This is a genomic window from Bacteroidota bacterium, from assembly GCA_016718825.1.
GTDB lineage: Bacteria > Bacteroidota > Bacteroidia > J057 > JADKCL01 > JADKCL01.
Map to the genome: position 1 here is coordinate 1 of JADKCL010000006.1, position 14730 is coordinate 14730.

General features: G+C 48.6%; 14 protein-coding genes. 4 read left to right on the forward strand and 10 right to left on the reverse strand.

All coding sequences use genetic code 11. From position 1 onward, the window contains the following. Positions 1-203: 203 nt before the first annotated feature. The 6 genes from IPN95_08195 to IPN95_08220 all read right to left on the reverse strand — a co-directional run bounded on the left by IPN95_08195 (position 204) and on the right by IPN95_08220 (position 4849). Positions 204-560, reverse strand: a complete 357-nt coding sequence (locus IPN95_08195; protein MBK9449383.1) for a hypothetical protein — start codon at positions 558-560, stop codon at positions 204-206. A gap of 27 nt (positions 561-587) precedes the next feature. Beyond that, complete coding sequence (locus tag IPN95_08200; protein MBK9449384.1) at positions 588-1247, reverse strand: hypothetical protein; 660 nt, start codon at positions 1245-1247, stop codon at positions 588-590. A gap of 659 nt (positions 1248-1906) precedes the next feature. Continuing rightward, positions 1907-2416: a barstar family protein gene (locus IPN95_08205; GenBank protein MBK9449385.1), complete on the reverse strand. Its 510-nt coding sequence runs from the start codon at positions 2414-2416 to the stop codon at positions 1907-1909. Positions 2417-3056: 640 nt separating this feature from the next. Beyond that, entirely contained in the window at positions 3057-3713 is a 657-nt protein-coding gene (locus tag IPN95_08210; GenBank protein MBK9449386.1) for a hypothetical protein, read from the reverse strand. 342 nt (positions 3714-4055) lie between these two features. Further along, the gene (locus tag IPN95_08215; GenBank protein MBK9449387.1) at positions 4056-4265 is read right to left on the reverse strand and encodes a hypothetical protein; all 210 of its coding nucleotides are present in this window, start codon (positions 4263-4265) and stop codon (positions 4056-4058) included. A 371-nt stretch (positions 4266-4636) separates the two neighbouring features. Continuing rightward, a complete protein-coding gene (locus tag IPN95_08220) occupies positions 4637-4849 on the reverse strand; it encodes a hypothetical protein (protein MBK9449388.1) in 213 nt (70 codons plus the stop codon). A gap of 28 nt (positions 4850-4877) precedes the next feature. On the opposite strand from IPN95_08220, the gene IPN95_08225 reads away from it, so the two are divergent. Further along, the gene (locus IPN95_08225) at positions 4878-6149 is read left to right on the forward strand and encodes a divalent metal cation transporter (GenBank protein MBK9449389.1); all 1272 of its coding nucleotides are present in this window, start codon (positions 4878-4880) and stop codon (positions 6147-6149) included. Positions 6150-6207: 58 nt separating this feature from the next. On the opposite strand, the gene IPN95_08230 is transcribed toward IPN95_08225, so the two are convergent. Together IPN95_08230 and IPN95_08235 are read right to left on the reverse strand one after the other, a co-directional pair. Then, positions 6208-7014 (reverse strand): glycoside hydrolase family 92 protein, encoded by an 807-nt coding sequence (locus IPN95_08230; protein MBK9449390.1) that lies wholly within the window; start codon positions 7012-7014, stop codon positions 6208-6210. After that, positions 6980-8467, reverse strand: a complete 1488-nt coding sequence (locus tag IPN95_08235; protein ID MBK9449391.1) for a GH92 family glycosyl hydrolase — start codon at positions 8465-8467, stop codon at positions 6980-6982. The genes IPN95_08230 and IPN95_08235 overlap by 35 nt, the downstream gene beginning before the upstream one ends. Before the next feature lie 135 nt (positions 8468-8602). Between IPN95_08235 and IPN95_08240 the strand changes: the two genes are divergently transcribed. Together IPN95_08240 and IPN95_08245 are read left to right on the forward strand one after the other, a co-directional pair. Beyond that, positions 8603-9313: a hypothetical protein gene (locus tag IPN95_08240; GenBank protein ID MBK9449392.1), complete on the forward strand. Its 711-nt coding sequence runs from the start codon at positions 8603-8605 to the stop codon at positions 9311-9313. A 191-nt stretch (positions 9314-9504) separates the two neighbouring features. Beyond that, positions 9505-10599 (forward strand): hypothetical protein, encoded by a 1095-nt coding sequence (locus tag IPN95_08245; protein MBK9449393.1) that lies wholly within the window; start codon positions 9505-9507, stop codon positions 10597-10599. Positions 10600-10763: 164 nt separating this feature from the next. Here IPN95_08245 and IPN95_08250 read toward each other — a convergent pair whose 3' ends face one another. After that, positions 10764-11267 carry a hypothetical protein gene (locus IPN95_08250; protein ID MBK9449394.1) on the reverse strand — a complete coding sequence of 168 codons (504 nt, stop codon included), beginning with the start codon at positions 11265-11267 and terminating at the stop codon, positions 10764-10766. Positions 11268-11642: 375 nt separating this feature from the next. Between IPN95_08250 and dctP the strand changes: the two genes are divergently transcribed. Beyond that, on the forward strand, positions 11643-13145 hold the full coding sequence (gene dctP, locus IPN95_08255) for a TRAP transporter substrate-binding protein DctP (protein ID MBK9449395.1): 1503 nt from the start codon (positions 11643-11645) through the stop codon (positions 13143-13145). Positions 13146-13212: 67 nt separating this feature from the next. On the opposite strand, the gene IPN95_08260 is transcribed toward dctP, so the two are convergent. Then, positions 13213-14643 (reverse strand): T9SS type A sorting domain-containing protein, encoded by a 1431-nt coding sequence (locus tag IPN95_08260; protein ID MBK9449396.1) that lies wholly within the window; start codon positions 14641-14643, stop codon positions 13213-13215. Positions 14644-14730 lie beyond the last annotated feature (87 nt).

Below are 14730 nucleotides of genomic sequence, written 5' to 3' on the forward strand. Positions count from 1 at the left end.
GGCGCGGGATGGGTCGCGTAGGAATATTCAGGCGTTGGAGGAGATTTGAGGGGGGAGGTTTGGAGTAGCGTTTCCCGGCTTTGCGTTCGGGCGGGTTTCGGAACACAAATTTTCAATTTATTAGTAAAGTTCAATAGAAGGACGAAGCTCCAGGCTTGCACTTCAGCCCGCCTGACGCAAAACCCGTGTTATAAGCGGTTTTTCTACAGTAAGTATTTGAGTTCAATTTCTGTAATGTTAGCTCGATTTAAAAAGGAAGCAATGTCCTTAGATTTGTTGTCTAAATACCATTTATAGATTTGAATATTTTGAATGTTTTCAAACTGACCAAGTGATTCTAGTTTTGCACCCTCCAACCTAGCGTCCTTGATTACAAGTGTTTTCAGAGATTGACAATTTAATGAATCAAAATTCTCCAATCCTCTAAGGTCTTCAAGTACCAGAGTTTCAATTGACAAATTGTTTAGCCAACTCAAATTCGTAATTCGTGGAAGTTCTCTTAACTTTAGAACCTTCAGGTTTTTGATTCCATTAATAGGGATCAGATGTTCAATTTCCAATTTCTTCGTTCGCCAAATATCAAGTTCTTATAGCTTTTTAAGTTGTGTTAAGTCTTCAAAAGCAGTAGTCCCTCCGAATGAAAATGAAATGCTTTTTAATTTTTCTAAAGCAAAAACAAAATCTAACCCTTTAAGATTCTGGCTAGATATTCCGAGATTCTCCAGGTTGCAAAAAGTGCTAATTATTTTTGTGTCTCTAATTTTGTCTCCAAATCCAAACGAAGTCAAATGCTTATAACCTTCAATTGGTTTTAGTGGAATGTTATAACCACCAATTCCGAAGTCGGAAAGCTCAACATAATCTCTAATCGGAGATAAATCAATCTTATGGAAAGCTCCAAATCCAAAATATTTTAGGTTGGATAAATATTTCAAAAATTGCAAATCATTAAATGCACCATAGCCATTAAACGTTTCTCTAAATCTTGTTGATTTGTCATTATAAAATACTTTTTCATTGAGCAGACGTAACGTTTGTTCATTTACCTGAAACTGTCTTGCGAATTGGATTAATTTTATTGGAATTGGATGACCGGTAATTCTCGCAATGTCATCATACTCTAAGTTTCCGTAAATGTTTAATATACCTCCACGATTTAATGTCCAGTGATGGTCATAGTCTATTGTCCCAGATTTCAGGGCAGGTGAACTTTCTATTTGACCTTTTATACTAAATGTGTCGGTCATTACAATCGCTTATAAATACTTTGTAAACGAAGTCCTTTTCCCTCCAAGCTAAGAATTCCAATCGAAAAATTCATAAAGCCTTCGCTTTCCACCTGCAAATGTAAGGAATAAACGAAGGTTGTTACTCCCGCGAAGAGCCATCCAACGACCAAGCCCTCATCCGATTCACGACCGCTTTTCCAAAATCCCCCATCGCCTTTTCTTCAGCGAAACACCATCCTCCTAGATAATCCGCTTCGAGGAACGTGTCGGGGCGATCTTCATCATTCCCGCACCGGCGTTGGGTGCGCGGCTCGGCGCGTCGTAGGAAGTGGCAAATCCGTGGAGGTCTTGCTCGCGAGCCGAGCATGCGCGTCACCTTGCCCGTGTGTTGGTGGCGATCTTCGCGCCCTGGCGTTTTGGGGGTCCATTTTGATGAACAAGGTGGCTTTTGGAAAGGCGCGGGATGGGTTGCGTAGGAATATTCAGGCATTGGGGGAGATCTAAGCGAAGAATGCGAATGGATTTGAGGTGAGGGCTTGTTTTTCTGCAGTGGTGTCTTTGCGAAGCAACGTCCTGTCCCACGAAAACGAAAACGTTGAACGAAGACAAAACCTAAAACCAACTCGCCACGGCCACCTTGCAGAAATATTTTGTTGCCGGCTTTGCAATGATTGGGTTCACTCTTCTACGCGTCTAGAATCTAGCCACTCTGATCCGTTCCAAATAACCGATGTCTGTCCCACGGGGTCAATTTCATAGTCGGGGTTGTCGACTTGCGCAAGCGTAATGATCCGATTTCCAAATAGCATCTGAAGTCTTGCGTTGTCGGCCATGATGTCCAGAATTGCATGAGCCGTCTGCTTTTCGATACTGTCCAAATGCCTGAATACCAACACAAGTCCTCTCCTAATTACGTTTAAGTCCGAGAGGCAATCGCGTAACGCATCTAAATTTTTTCCATAGTAGTCCGGAAAGTCAAATTTCTCTTTGAATTGGGAATGCATGATTTTGTCGCTGTCCCAAGTCCTGCAATTGAATTCTACGATTACATATTTTTCCTTCTCAAACCATTTCAAGTCGTCATCGAGAATCGTTGTCCGCCAGTATAAACTGATCCAACCGTTTTGCAGTATGCACCAGTCCAATCCCTCCGGATCGACTCCTCCATTTCTTTTAAAGATTCCCATCTTTCGGTTGAGATGTTAACTGTACCACGGGTCGAACACCCTTGCCAGCATTGTCCCGCTTCACGCAACCAGTTGCGTAAAGCACTCCGTATAGTGCCAATGGACGAAGCTTTCTTTTCATGTTAGGACCAATATCTGCAAAAAAGCTCGCAAATCAAGGCGTGCGTAGAACCCGTGCAATTCCCTTCTCGCGGGTTCTACGATTGCCAAAAGTCAATCCAACGACCATGCTGCCATCCGATTCACGACCACATCGCCAAAATCCGTGTCGCATTTTTCTCTAGCGAATCCCCATTCGCCAAGGCAATACCCACCAAAAGAAGCTGCCATTCATGCCGCAACTCTGGCAGCTGCGAACAAAGCCCGTCCAAGGCAGCCAATGTGAAGTCCAGTCACTCTGAGCAATGTTTTCGAGGTATCGCGCCTCAATGTTGGCCTGTGCATGCATTGCGGAGGAATATTCAGGCTTTGGAGGAGATTTGAGGACGGGGTGACATGGAGGTGACGGTTTTGCAGCCTGGCGATGTCGTGAACTTTCAGAACAGAAGTTCGATCGAATTCCTCACGTGGGATCTCGCTAAAAAGTGTATCAAGGACGAACTTGAGTCACCTACCTACCAAGCCAGTGTCTACTGCCACTTTACGCATTCCCTGTCATTAATTTCGCGATGCGCTCAGCATTCAGGATCCCCATTTTGTCGAGAATTGCACGAATCCTCAGTTCAAATCTCTTCAGTTGCCCTGCAATTTTTTGGAGTTCTTGCTTGAACTCTTCTTCTGCAAACTGAAAGTGGACTTCTAGACCGCTGAAATCTGAAGGAGTCGAATCCGTATAATCAGAAAACGCCACCATGTCGTTTTCTCTTTTGTAATAGAGCCAAGGATGCCCGATCCACAATTGGGTCCAATCATTTGGTTTCGCCTCAAAAATCGCCAACCATTCATTCATATTCCCTAAATCTCCGCAGCACATCGGTTCAATACGTGAAATATCGTTTTCCTTGACGACAATTCCGCCACTTTTTCGGTGCACCTGCTCTTCAAAATCCTTCCATTCAACTTCTTTCAGCTCATTGCTTACGATTTCTTCAAGCTCAGCGTCCTTGATTGTTTCAATGTCCACCAAGTAAGAGCCTTTGCTGATTGCACACAAGCCGCCTAAGTTTCGGTCTGAAAGACATCGAATCCAAAAATCATTCCATTCATCTGGAAATTCAGATGAACTGCCCGTAGGATATTCATAATCAGCATCGGCGTAATCATACGGACTGATTTCGATTGCCATTAACAGCTGCATTTTTTGTGTTTTGTTATCGATCATCGTGCACGATGTTTTGCGGCTGGCGTCGGGGCGGGTTTTTCATCATCAATGTTCATTCGGAGCGATAAACCACCTTGAACCAAAAAACTGTCTACTGAGCACGAAACCCCGCCTATTGCAAATGTGCTGTTATGTGCAGCAGTTCTGTCGCCCATTTTCTCCATTGCTTATTCTACAAGCCAACTATTATTACTAAATCCATATGCGTAAATTGCTTCTGGTGATGAATAATCCTCAGGTCGAACAGATACTGCAATTTGGGAGTTGTCTATGAATCGGATCGTTAAGGCTTTTTCGGGTTCAAATTTACATCCTGAACTATTTTGTTATTTGACTACAAAGCAAGTCACGAAAGCCAGCATTCCATGAAGTGATTTCAGTTTCATTATCATTTACAGTGAGTGGATTTGTAACAGTTATAGATGGCCCATCAAATCTTAATTGTAGATAGTCCTGGACAAATTCAACTGAACTTAATTGGCGACCAACTAATTCATCCCAAAACTTTGATACATTTTCTTCATTCATGACAATTTTCAATTACTTGGAATGCCGTTCCCATGCGACTCTACTGTTGTACAAAATCAACACGTCACCCTGCTTTACGTCAACCAGTTACGTAAAGTGCTCCCCGGAATTTCGGGAGGTGATTGATTCGGGAAATCGCATCTCAGTTTCATTAATGAGACAGAATCTTCAAAAGCTAGCTGAAAGATTCGAGAAACAAGCGTTGACGCCAGGAAATGTCCTTCTTTGAACGCAGTCTCGTACCACCACCGAAAGTTATCCAACGACCAAGCCGCCATCCGATTCCCGACCACATCCGCAAAATCCGCAGTGCTTGTTTCTCGTGTGAATCCCCATTCGCAAAGGTTATCCCCTCCAAGGCGAGCCGCCATTCATCCCGCAACCCTGGCAGCTGCAAACGTGGCCCGGCCACCACGCGGCTCCACCCCGACAGAGACACCTCCCGATCCATCCGCTGCTGAACAGCGCAGCGACCGCTCCGCCTTCGAGGTCTGCGGGATGCCGGCGCAGACAAACATCCGCGTGTGACAAACTTCAGCTTCTCGCACCACGAATTTTGCGAACTTTGCTGATGTTTTCTCCATGTATCAGAGGCTCAGACGCAATGCGGAAATGACCACCAAGAAGAAAAAAGGGTTTCGTCTGCTGCGGTTTTGGTCGAAGCTTGGACCGGGGTTGGCTACCGGCGCGAGCGACGATGACCCTTCGGGAATTGCCACCTATTCCCAAGCCGGCGCGGCTTTTGGACTGCTCACTCTTTGGACGGCCTTGGTCGCCTTCCCGCTGATGGCCGCCATTCAGCAAATGTGCGCGCGCATCGGCCTTGTGACTTCGCAAGGCTTGACGGGGACGTTGAAAAAGCATTACCCGAGGCCGGTCTTGTACCTGATGCTGCTTTTCAGCTTTCCAGCGATCGTGATGAACATCGGCGCCGACATCGCAGGCATGGGTGCGGTTGGCAATCTGTTGGTTCCCGCCATCGACGCTTCCTATTTCAGCGTGTTTTTCACCCTGACGCTGATCGGCCTGATCATCTATCTGCCCTATCAGAAGCTGGCATCGATCCTGAAGTACCTCTGCCTTGGCATGTTGGTCTATTTCATCGTCCCGTTTCTGTACAAGCAGGATTTAGTAGCGATTCTGAAAGCCACAGTCATCCCCACGATCCGTTTTGACAAGGACTTCATGCTGATCCTTGTGGGAATACTCGGCACCACGATCTCTCCCTATCTTTTCTTTTGGCAGGCGTCGGTCGTGGTGGAGGAATCCAAAACACACAAGAAACATTTGATGGTCAACAAGAAACTCATCCAAACCATGAACAAGGATGTGGATTTCGGGATGACCGTTTCCGGATTTGTGATGTATTTCATCATCCTGACGACCGGAACCGTGCTGTACAATGGTGGCGTGCATCAGATTGACACCGTGGAGCAGGCGGCGATGGCCCTGAAACCTTTGGCAGGAAACATGGCTTATCTGCTGTTTGCGGTCGGCGTCATCGGTACCGGGCTGATCGCGATTCCGGTGCTGGGCGGGTCGCTTTCTTATATCTTTTCCGAAACTTTTGGCTGGGAGCAAGGACTGGACAAGAAATTTCATGAGGCCAAGGGCTTTTACATGATCATCTCGGTTTCGCTGTTGCTCGGACTTTCAATGAATTACATTGGGATATCCCCCATCAAAGCCTTGATCTATACCGCCATCCTCTACGGCCTCACCGCACCCGTGCTCATCGCGATCATCTTGCATATCTCCAACAACAAGAAGATCATGGGGGAGAATGTCAACAGCCCTTTAGCAAATATCATGGGCTTCCTGACCTTGCTTGTGATGACAGCAGCCGCAGGGGTGCTCATCTACCTGCAATTGGCGGGTCAATAGGCTTTCGGTGGGCAAGGTTGGTAATGGTGCGGAATGAAAATCACGACACCGAAGCCACTCATCTGATCTCCGTCACCGGCACATCCCCCTCCGCGCTGCCCCAGTTTTGGTTGGGCGCACTGCCCATCTTCAATTCCAATATTCCGCCGTTGGTGATGTCGGCATATTTCAAGAAACTCTTGGTGTAATTGCTGCCATTCAATGTCGCTGATTGGATGTAAACATTGTTTTCATCGTTGCCCGAAGTTTGAACCGTGAAATCTTTTCCATTCTCCAGGTGGAGGATGGCTTTTTTGAAAATGGGAGAACCGATTACATAGTGGTCGCTGCCCGGACAAACCGGATAAAAGCCCAAGGCGCTGAAAATATACCAGGCACTCATTTGCCCGCAATCCTCATTTCCTACCAAACCATCGGGCTTGTCGGAATAAAATTCATCCATGATTTTCCTGACCCGCGCCTGCGTTTTCCAGGGTTGTCCCGCATAATTGTATTGATAGACAATCTGATGACTCGGTTCATTCCCGTGGGCGTACTGACCCATCAAGCCGGAAACGTCCTGTTTGATCGGCCCCTTCAATTTGGAAGAAGTGGTGAACAAGGTATCGAGAAATGTGCCCAGTTTTTCCTTCCCGCCCAGCAGTTGCATGTGTCCGCTGATGTCATGCGGCACGTAGAAGGAATATTGCCAGGCATTGGCTTCGGTATAGGACTGCGTAACTTTATAGGGGTCAAAGCGGCGCTTGAAATTGTGCTTTCCCCGAGGCCGCATGAAGCCCGTTTCCGGATCAAAAAGATTGCGGTAATTGGCCGCCCTTCCGATGTAGGTTTCATACCCTGCTGAATCGCCCAAAGCCTTGGCCATCTGCGCAATGCACCAGTCGTCGTAAAGGCATATTCCAGGGTTTTGGAAACACTGTTGTTGATGAAGCGCTGCCGGATAAAGCCATATTTGAGGTAGTCGTCGAATCCCGCAGCATAGCGGAAATAAGACGCATCCACGATGATTGAACCTTGAGTTTATATTGCTTCAAGTCCTTTTGATTTGTTTCTGCACTCTTTTTCATGGCTTCCAGGGCCTTTTGTGCATCAAACTCAGTGATCCCCTTGAGGTAGGCATCGGTGATCACGGGAATGGAATGGTAACCGATCATGCAAAAGGTTTCGTATCCGGCCAATTCCCAGAGGGGCAACAATCCGGCTTGTTCATATTGCGTGAGAAAGGTGCGGATAAAATCGGCATTTCGGTCTCTGTTGATGAGGGTAAACAGCGGATGCAGCGCACGGTAGGTATCCCACAAGGAAAAAACCGTATAATTCGTAAATCCGTTTGCTGCGCTGATTTTCCCATCCCGGCCCCGATAGTTGCCATCGACATCCTGATAGACATTCGGAGCGATCATGGCGTGGTACATGGCGGTATAAAATATCCTTTTCTTCTTTTCGTCCTCGTCTTCAATTTCGATTTTGCCCAATTCGGCATTCCACATGGCAACAGCAGCGGCTTTTGTTCGCGCGAAATCGAATTCCGGCTGCTCTGCTTCGAGATTCTTGCGCGCGCCTTCCACACTCACCGGCGAAATGCCTACGCGCACGTGAATGACTTCATCCTTTTCAGTGGCGAACTGAACAAAGGCTTTCAAACGGCCTCCCTTCGTCTGTTTGGACCGTTTACCCCGCTTGCAACCCGCTATTCCGAAGGTTTTGAAGGGCTTTGAAAATTGAATGACAAAATAAACATGCTGATTGCTCGCCCATTTCGTGCTGATTCGGTAGCCCGATATTTCGCTGTCGCCGGATATTTGGATCGCCCCTTCATTCAATTGATCGCGGTGGTTCAGGTCGAGAATGATATTGGCCGCATCGGTTTTGGGAAACGTGTAGCGATGCAAACCCGTCCTTGTCGTCGCCGTCAATTCCGCCCGAACGCCCGGTTTGTCCAGAAAAACCGAATAATATCCTGCGGTTGCCAACTCATTTTCCTTTTGAAAGCTTGACGCATACTGCTGATTGTTCCATGTGACTTCGCCCACGGTAGGCATCAGCAGCACATCTCCGTAATCACTGCAGCCCGTGCCACTCAAATGCGTATGCGAAAAACCATAGATGACGTTGTCGGAGAAATGATACCCCGAGCAGCCATCCCAGCCCCGCAGGCGCGTATCCGGACTCAACTGCACCATCCCAAACGGCAGCGTCGGTCCGGGAAAGGTATGCCCATGTCCGCCCGTGCCGATGAAAGGGTCGACATATTTTGCAACATCTTGCTGACAGAAAAGCTGCAGCGGGAGAAGGAGGAGGAGGAATATCTTTTTCATGGATATCGTGAATGCTGCAAAATGTGCTTTTCAGAAAATTTACCAGTATGCTGAACCATTCCCAAATTTAGACAGTAATTCATCCGCTTCGTCAGGTTTGTCGTAGGCATCTGCCTCCGTCAAGTGTCCATCTTGGTGGCTGATTCTGGTCAGTCGTTTGCCCTGACGAAAGACAAGTTGCAGTCCGTGTTCTTCTTCCCAATGGCACTTTTTGCTATATTCGGGCTAAATGAAAAGTACCTGCCTATCTTTCTACATCGATTCGTCTCATGCTACTGTTTGCATGAAATTGCGTTGGATTTTCGACCGTCGCCAAAAGGAGCCGCTTGTCTGATGGAAAACCAAAAATCATACTCCTATGTCGGGCCCAAGGACTTGCTCAGTTTGGTGAAAGATGAGAATAGGGGGCATAGAATCAATGATCTGAACAAACTCGCCGTTTGGATGGAAAATAATAGGCAAATGATTGAATACGGCAGGCTGACAGCAACTTTCGTAATCAATGAAGACCAAGAGTTGGTCATTGCGGATCGGCATTCAGAACATGTGGCTTGCGCCGGCGGGAAAAATGTGTTGGCAGCTGGAGAAATAACTTTCAGCCTGGATGGCGAGAACATTGAGGTGATTGGGATTACCAATCAGTCCACTGGCTACTGTCCCAAAGTTGATAGCTGGAGTATTGTACACAAAGTCCTGGATGCCATGGTGATTCAGCATCCTGATTATTTTACCTATGCATTTGAATTCAGGCGTTGCGACGATTGTGGGAATACCAATCTTGTCAAGGACGGTGATTTCACTTGTGCGATCTGCGAAGCAAGTTTGGATGAAGCATGGAACTATTAGCTGCATCCAAGTTGGGGTGATGATCCCAGCACCTGCTGGAATCCCGTCACGCGTAAAACAGAAGTCGGCAAGAGCTTCCCCACTGTTCGTCCCATGAATGGAAACCCCAGCCCCGTCCACGCAGCCCCGACCACATTCCCATCAAAAAAATGGTACATGATTTGATACACCTCCAAAATCAAAGTTGTACAATGATGAAGACAATGATGTTCGTTCGGGTGTTGTTCATTTTGGGCACTGTGCTGGGTGGTACGGGAGTTTGGGCACAGTCCGCGGTTTCCTTGCGGTTCTGGAATGCGGGCATGCCCGTGACCCATGCGCAAGTGTCGGTGGCGCAGGGCGGCATGACATTGGGCAGTGGATTCACGGACGCGAATGGGCAGGTAACGATCCCGGTGCCGTATTTGCAAGGGCCGCGCATCGATGTAAGCGGGACGCAGCAGGCCGGCAATACCACGCGGACGTGGAACTTGCAGGGCGTGGTGATGCTCGATGCACGCAATTCGGCGGATGTACACCTCGATCGGACGGTTTCCCCCACCATCCCGAACCTGCTTCCGGGCAGCCTGTCCACGACTTGGCCGCCGACGAACAACCCGGGTGCCCGCCTCCTGCAGCCCACAGGTCCAGCCAACTTGGGCGCTTTCTCCCCGTCCACCACGACGAACGCCAATCCCAGCCTCGGGGGCATTGACCTGAATCAGATCCTCACCTTCAACAATGCCACCTTGAATGCGACCGACATCACCGGATTGCAAAGCGCGATCGATGCGATGAACAACGCCGGCCTCGGAAATAGCCTCAACGGTTACAGCATCTACATGCCCAATGGCAACGGCAGCAATACGATCCTGAAAATCCCTGGCGGAAACCCGACGCCGACGCAGCTGATGCCGTTCGGCAACAATGCCGTGGCTCCCACCCCGGGTCCCAAAACGCTGACCGCCCCCAAGGTGGACAGCACGGGCCTGTCCACGACCAAAATCGATACGACGCAACCCAAGGTGGTGAATCCCGCAACCAAGCCGCGTGTGAAGTTGCATATCAAGAGCGAAACGGGCGAATTGATCTCCGTCTATCTGGATGACAGTCAGGTAAATCCGACCCCCGCTGCAGATGTCGTGGCGCAGTTGCCGATCACGTATGGGCTGCATCCGGTGGTGCGGGTCGAGTTTCAGAATAAGAATATCAAGCCCATCGAGCAGACCTTGACCCTCAGTGGCAATCAGGCGCAATACGATTTTGTGGTGCGCAAGAATGCACGCGGCGAATGGGTCGTGGAGTGACCATGGTTGGTTTCCATGGACCAAGCGAGGATCGCCCCACACGGTGAGGTCCGTAAGGTATCTGAAAGGCCTCCGCCAAACTCCTAGCGAATCGGCATCCGAAGTGTCATCAGCTTTGCTTGGCGCTTCGAGCCGGAGTGGCAAGGTGAACGGATGTACAATCGCTAAAATTCCGGCCTGGGAATTTCAATCTCAATGGGATACCGCACTTTGTCTGCGCGTTCTTCGTCAAAGGGTTTTTCCAAAAAAGTAATCAGGCCCAAATCGTTGTCTCTGATGAAATCGAGGATTTCGATAATGGGCAAAAAGTCCATATTCCAGTATTCACGTTTGTCTTCAGGCACTTGCAAAAGAACCTGATCGAATGCCGATTTAAAGTCAACAATTTTGGGTTGAACTGATTGTGCACTTTGGTAAAAAGGGGGGCGGAAAGGATGCCAATAGGATTCATTTATTATTTCGCCGCTATCAAGCAATTCAAACATTGCTTGGTCCAATTCCTCAAAACCAGTTCCTGCCGACAAATAATAATGGGTAGTCACCTCGACTTTTCGTGCGTTCAGATAGGTATTTTCACCCACCAAATTGCTTTCTACAGAATCAAAACACGCTCTAAAGATGTCATATTCTGTTTCGCTGACTGCTGCTAGGATCAATGCGTATGCCATATTTTATCATTTGTTGATCGAGAATTTCGCCAGAATCCGTCGTTTTTTGCTTTCATTGAACCTTCCACACGATCAATTCACCGCGGGCTGGGTCGAAAGATACACGCTATTGGATTGAAGAAAGGGATCCTCAAATCCTTCTCAAATACTACTTAGTTTTTGCGAATGTAATGGATTTTATGCCGCCTTCCATGGATGCAGGACGAAGGTTTGGAGCACAGCCAAATTTCATCCACCGGCCAAGTACTTTTCTGCTCCCAAAAACGGCACGCTTCTTGTCTTGCATCGGAGACCCATATCTTCGAATGGGTCGCGTTTTAGAAATTCAGAAATCATCGGCATCTTGCGTACGCGTTCTACCAAAGTATTTCGTTCATGAAAAAATCCATCCTCTTCCTTGGTTTCCTGATGCTCCTCGGCTTTGGTGCCATGGGGCAATGCAACTGGGTCAATGGCTCCGATCCAAATTCGCCCAATGACGGAGGTCGGGGCATCATGGACTGGAATGCGCATTACAACTACATCCTGGTTGTCACCGATCTCGGTCCAAGCGCAAGTTTTGTCGGCAGCCGAATGGCCAATCTGAAAGGATGCCTCCCGCAGGAGCGCTATGCGGCCCTTTACGCTTCGCTTTCGCTCAAAATCGCCCGCTATGGCATTAACTTCGCGGGATGGACCAATACCATCACCAATACGCTGCCTGGCGATGCCGGCTGTGGTTATTTGGATTCACTTGCCCACCATGGCTACGCGATGGGCGCCGGCTACACGAATTGCGGCACCCTCGTCCAAGGACGCATGACGGCATTGGCGCCACGCATCAGCAAGGACAATTATGCCCGCCTCTATGCCGATGTCTCCATCATCATCGCCAAAACCGCGCTTGCATTCAGCGTCCCGACCGTTCAACCCGTCGTGACAACCACCCCGACCGTTGTGACAACGACTCCGTCGCCCGGAGTTTACAATTTGTCGTTTGGAACCTTGGTTCCCAAAAGCAGCCCTTGGGGCACCGTATTGGAAACCTGGAAGCGGGCCGTGGAGGATCAAAGCCAAGGGCGGATGCAGCTGACCATCTATTACACCGGCGCTCAAGGCGATGAAGGCGCGATGGTCGGCAAGATCAAGGCGGGACAATTGGACGGTGCGCTCCTGACCTCCGTGGGCCTTGGAAAATTCCACAAGCCGATTCTGGCGATGCAGATGCCGGGATTGTTTGACAATTGGACCGTATTTGACAATGCCTTTGCTGCCGTCAAAAGCGATTTTGAAAGCGGAGCTGACAATGCGGGATTGAAGGTGCTCGGATGGTGCAGTTTCGGTCAGTCCCGCCTCATGTCCAATGGATTCGCAGTGAGGATGCCGACAGACTTGCAAGGGAAAAAGTCCTTTCTCTGGCGCGACGATATTGTATGGCCGGCGTTTTTCCAAGCCATCAATGTTTCTGCGGTCAACCTCAACATTCCCGAGGTACTTCCCAGCCTTAATATCTCCGCGATCAACACCCTGACTTGTCCTCCCCTTTTCGCAGAATCCTTGAATTGGTCAGGAAAATTTACGCATATCAGCGCCAAGACCGATGCCTATTGGGTGGGGGCGATCGGGTTTTCAAAGAGCACCACGGATTCGCTGCCGCCGGACCTGAGTGCCATTCTTTTTGACACGGGACGTTTGGCAGCCAGCGCGATGAAAACCAAGATGCGCACGGACGACGATGCCGCTTTCACACGGTTGAAGGCCAATATGACCCTCGTGACGCGTACGACACAGGAGCAAGCCGCTTGGGACGCGGTGTTCAAAACGACCCGCACGCGCCTCGCGCAAGGGACTTTTGATCCGGCATTGGTGACGCGTTTGGAGCAGCTCGGCGGGAAGTGACGGGGCGAATGTCAGTGGGGGCAAACTTCACACGAAATTGGTTTGTCCACCATCCCGAAAAGCAAAGTCATTTCACCAACAATTTCCCCGTCCCTGCATGCCCATCCGCGGACTTCAAAACAAAAAAGTACAAGCCCGAAGGGAGTTCACCACGCTCGAGAAGGATATGATCACCTACAATTTCAGTGATCTCTTGAACTACCTGCCCTGTCATATTGGAAACGGTTAGCACGTGACGGAGGCCACGGGGATTCGCGAATTGTAGCGTGGTAGATTCAGTAAATGGATTGGGGAAGATGTTCAATGCCATTTCATTTGCCTGAGGTTCAGGAATATTGACCAACGGAATGGCGCAGGGCGCGACCGAGTCGGTTTGCTTGACATAGCATATAAGTTCACGCTCCCGATCCACAATAGCATATGTACCGTCCAGTGTTTGCCCCAAGCCAATGGTATAATTTTGCGCATTTCCTCCATCCACGTACCAATTTAAGGTCTGATTGCATGTGTCCAATACGTAACGCGTAAATGAAAAAGTTTCACGGCCATTAAAAGGGATGGATGCATATTCCTGTCGAAGGAGTATGCCTTCAAATTGGTCCATGGTTCCCAATTCAAGAAATCGCTCTGTGGAGCGACGAAACATCCACGTGATCGTATCTGTTGGGAGTACGGAATCAAACGGAAGCGAGTTTGTAAGCCCTCCTCTTCGTCGAAGGGATCTTGCAACGGAGTACCCGATTGAATCTCCATTCGGATAATTTTGTCTGCCCAGCACTTCAAAGCCATCGTGGTAATGCGTCCAACCAGGTGAACCCGTTACAGGCGAGGCTTCGAAAAATCTAAACTGATCGCCGACTTCGAAGTCATAAAAATCCAGGTAATTTGGTTTTGCTGGTAAACTTCTTTGCTGATAAACCGTGACGGGGGCGGATGACCAATAGGCATTAAAATTATGGACGGTAAGTACACCATGGTTCTTCGAAATGCGCAATTCCTCCCCATTGCTGATGGAAATCGTCACGACGGAATCTACCTGTCCGTGAAAGGTTTCCAAAGTTCTGGACGAGATCATGGCTGTCAGCGATGAATCCGAATGAAAGGTCCAGCTGCTCAACAATGGGACTTGGGTTTGAATGAAAATGGTATCACCGGTCTCCGCAATGAATTGAAATTCGCCATTCGCTTTCTCCAGCATCTTGGTGCCGAGCAAGTTTTCATTCCCATAAGAATATGCAGGACCTTGCCACCAAGGGTAACCACAATTGTTGCCGGGAAATGAATCCGACACAGGAACAACAATCTTGTTGAACCAAAAAACGGAATCAGCGGCGACTTCTGTAGCGGAATCAACCTTGATGGAGTAGAATCCCGAAGGTGAATCAAACCGGTAAATATTCCCATTGGAAAACGGCCGATAATTTTGGCCAAAGGCTGCATTGAGCATGCCCACCGTGAAAAGGAGAAGCAAGAGTAGGAGGGGGGAAGTTCTTTTCATGATTTTAAATGGATGATTGGTTAAGTTTTTTCCTAGGGATTCAATGTAGTCAAGCGTTTCTTTTTTCGAGTTCCAATTGTTTCGCCT

Excerpts from the sequence above, each read along its gene's own strand:
- IPN95_08200 (MBK9449384.1), bottom strand. The coding sequence starts at position 1,247 with ATGACCGACACATTTAGTATAAAAGGTCAAATAGAAAGTTCACCTGCC.
- IPN95_08205 (MBK9449385.1), bottom strand. The coding sequence starts at position 2,416 with ATGGGAATCTTTAAAAGAAATGGAGGAGTCGATCCGGAGGGATTGGAC.
- IPN95_08210 (MBK9449386.1), bottom strand. The coding sequence starts at position 3,713 with ATGCAGCTGTTAATGGCAATCGAAATCAGTCCGTATGATTACGCCGAT.
- IPN95_08215 (MBK9449387.1), bottom strand. The coding sequence starts at position 4,265 with ATGAATGAAGAAAATGTATCAAAGTTTTGGGATGAATTAGTTGGTCGC.
- IPN95_08220 (MBK9449388.1), bottom strand. The coding sequence starts at position 4,849 with ATGGAGAAAACATCAGCAAAGTTCGCAAAATTCGTGGTGCGAGAAGCT.
- IPN95_08225 (MBK9449389.1), top strand. The coding sequence starts at position 4,878 with ATGACCACCAAGAAGAAAAAAGGGTTTCGTCTGCTGCGGTTTTGGTCG.
- IPN95_08230 (MBK9449390.1), bottom strand. The coding sequence starts at position 7,014 with ATGGCCAAGGCTTTGGGCGATTCAGCAGGGTATGAAACCTACATCGGA.
- IPN95_08235 (MBK9449391.1), bottom strand. The coding sequence starts at position 8,467 with ATGAAAAAGATATTCCTCCTCCTCCTTCTCCCGCTGCAGCTTTTCTGT.
- IPN95_08245 (MBK9449393.1), top strand. The coding sequence starts at position 9,505 with ATGATGAAGACAATGATGTTCGTTCGGGTGTTGTTCATTTTGGGCACT.
- IPN95_08250 (MBK9449394.1), bottom strand. The coding sequence starts at position 11,267 with ATGGCATACGCATTGATCCTAGCAGCAGTCAGCGAAACAGAATATGAC.
- dctP (MBK9449395.1), top strand. The coding sequence starts at position 11,643 with ATGAAAAAATCCATCCTCTTCCTTGGTTTCCTGATGCTCCTCGGCTTT.
- IPN95_08260 (MBK9449396.1), bottom strand. The coding sequence starts at position 14,643 with ATGAAAAGAACTTCCCCCCTCCTACTCTTGCTTCTCCTTTTCACGGTG.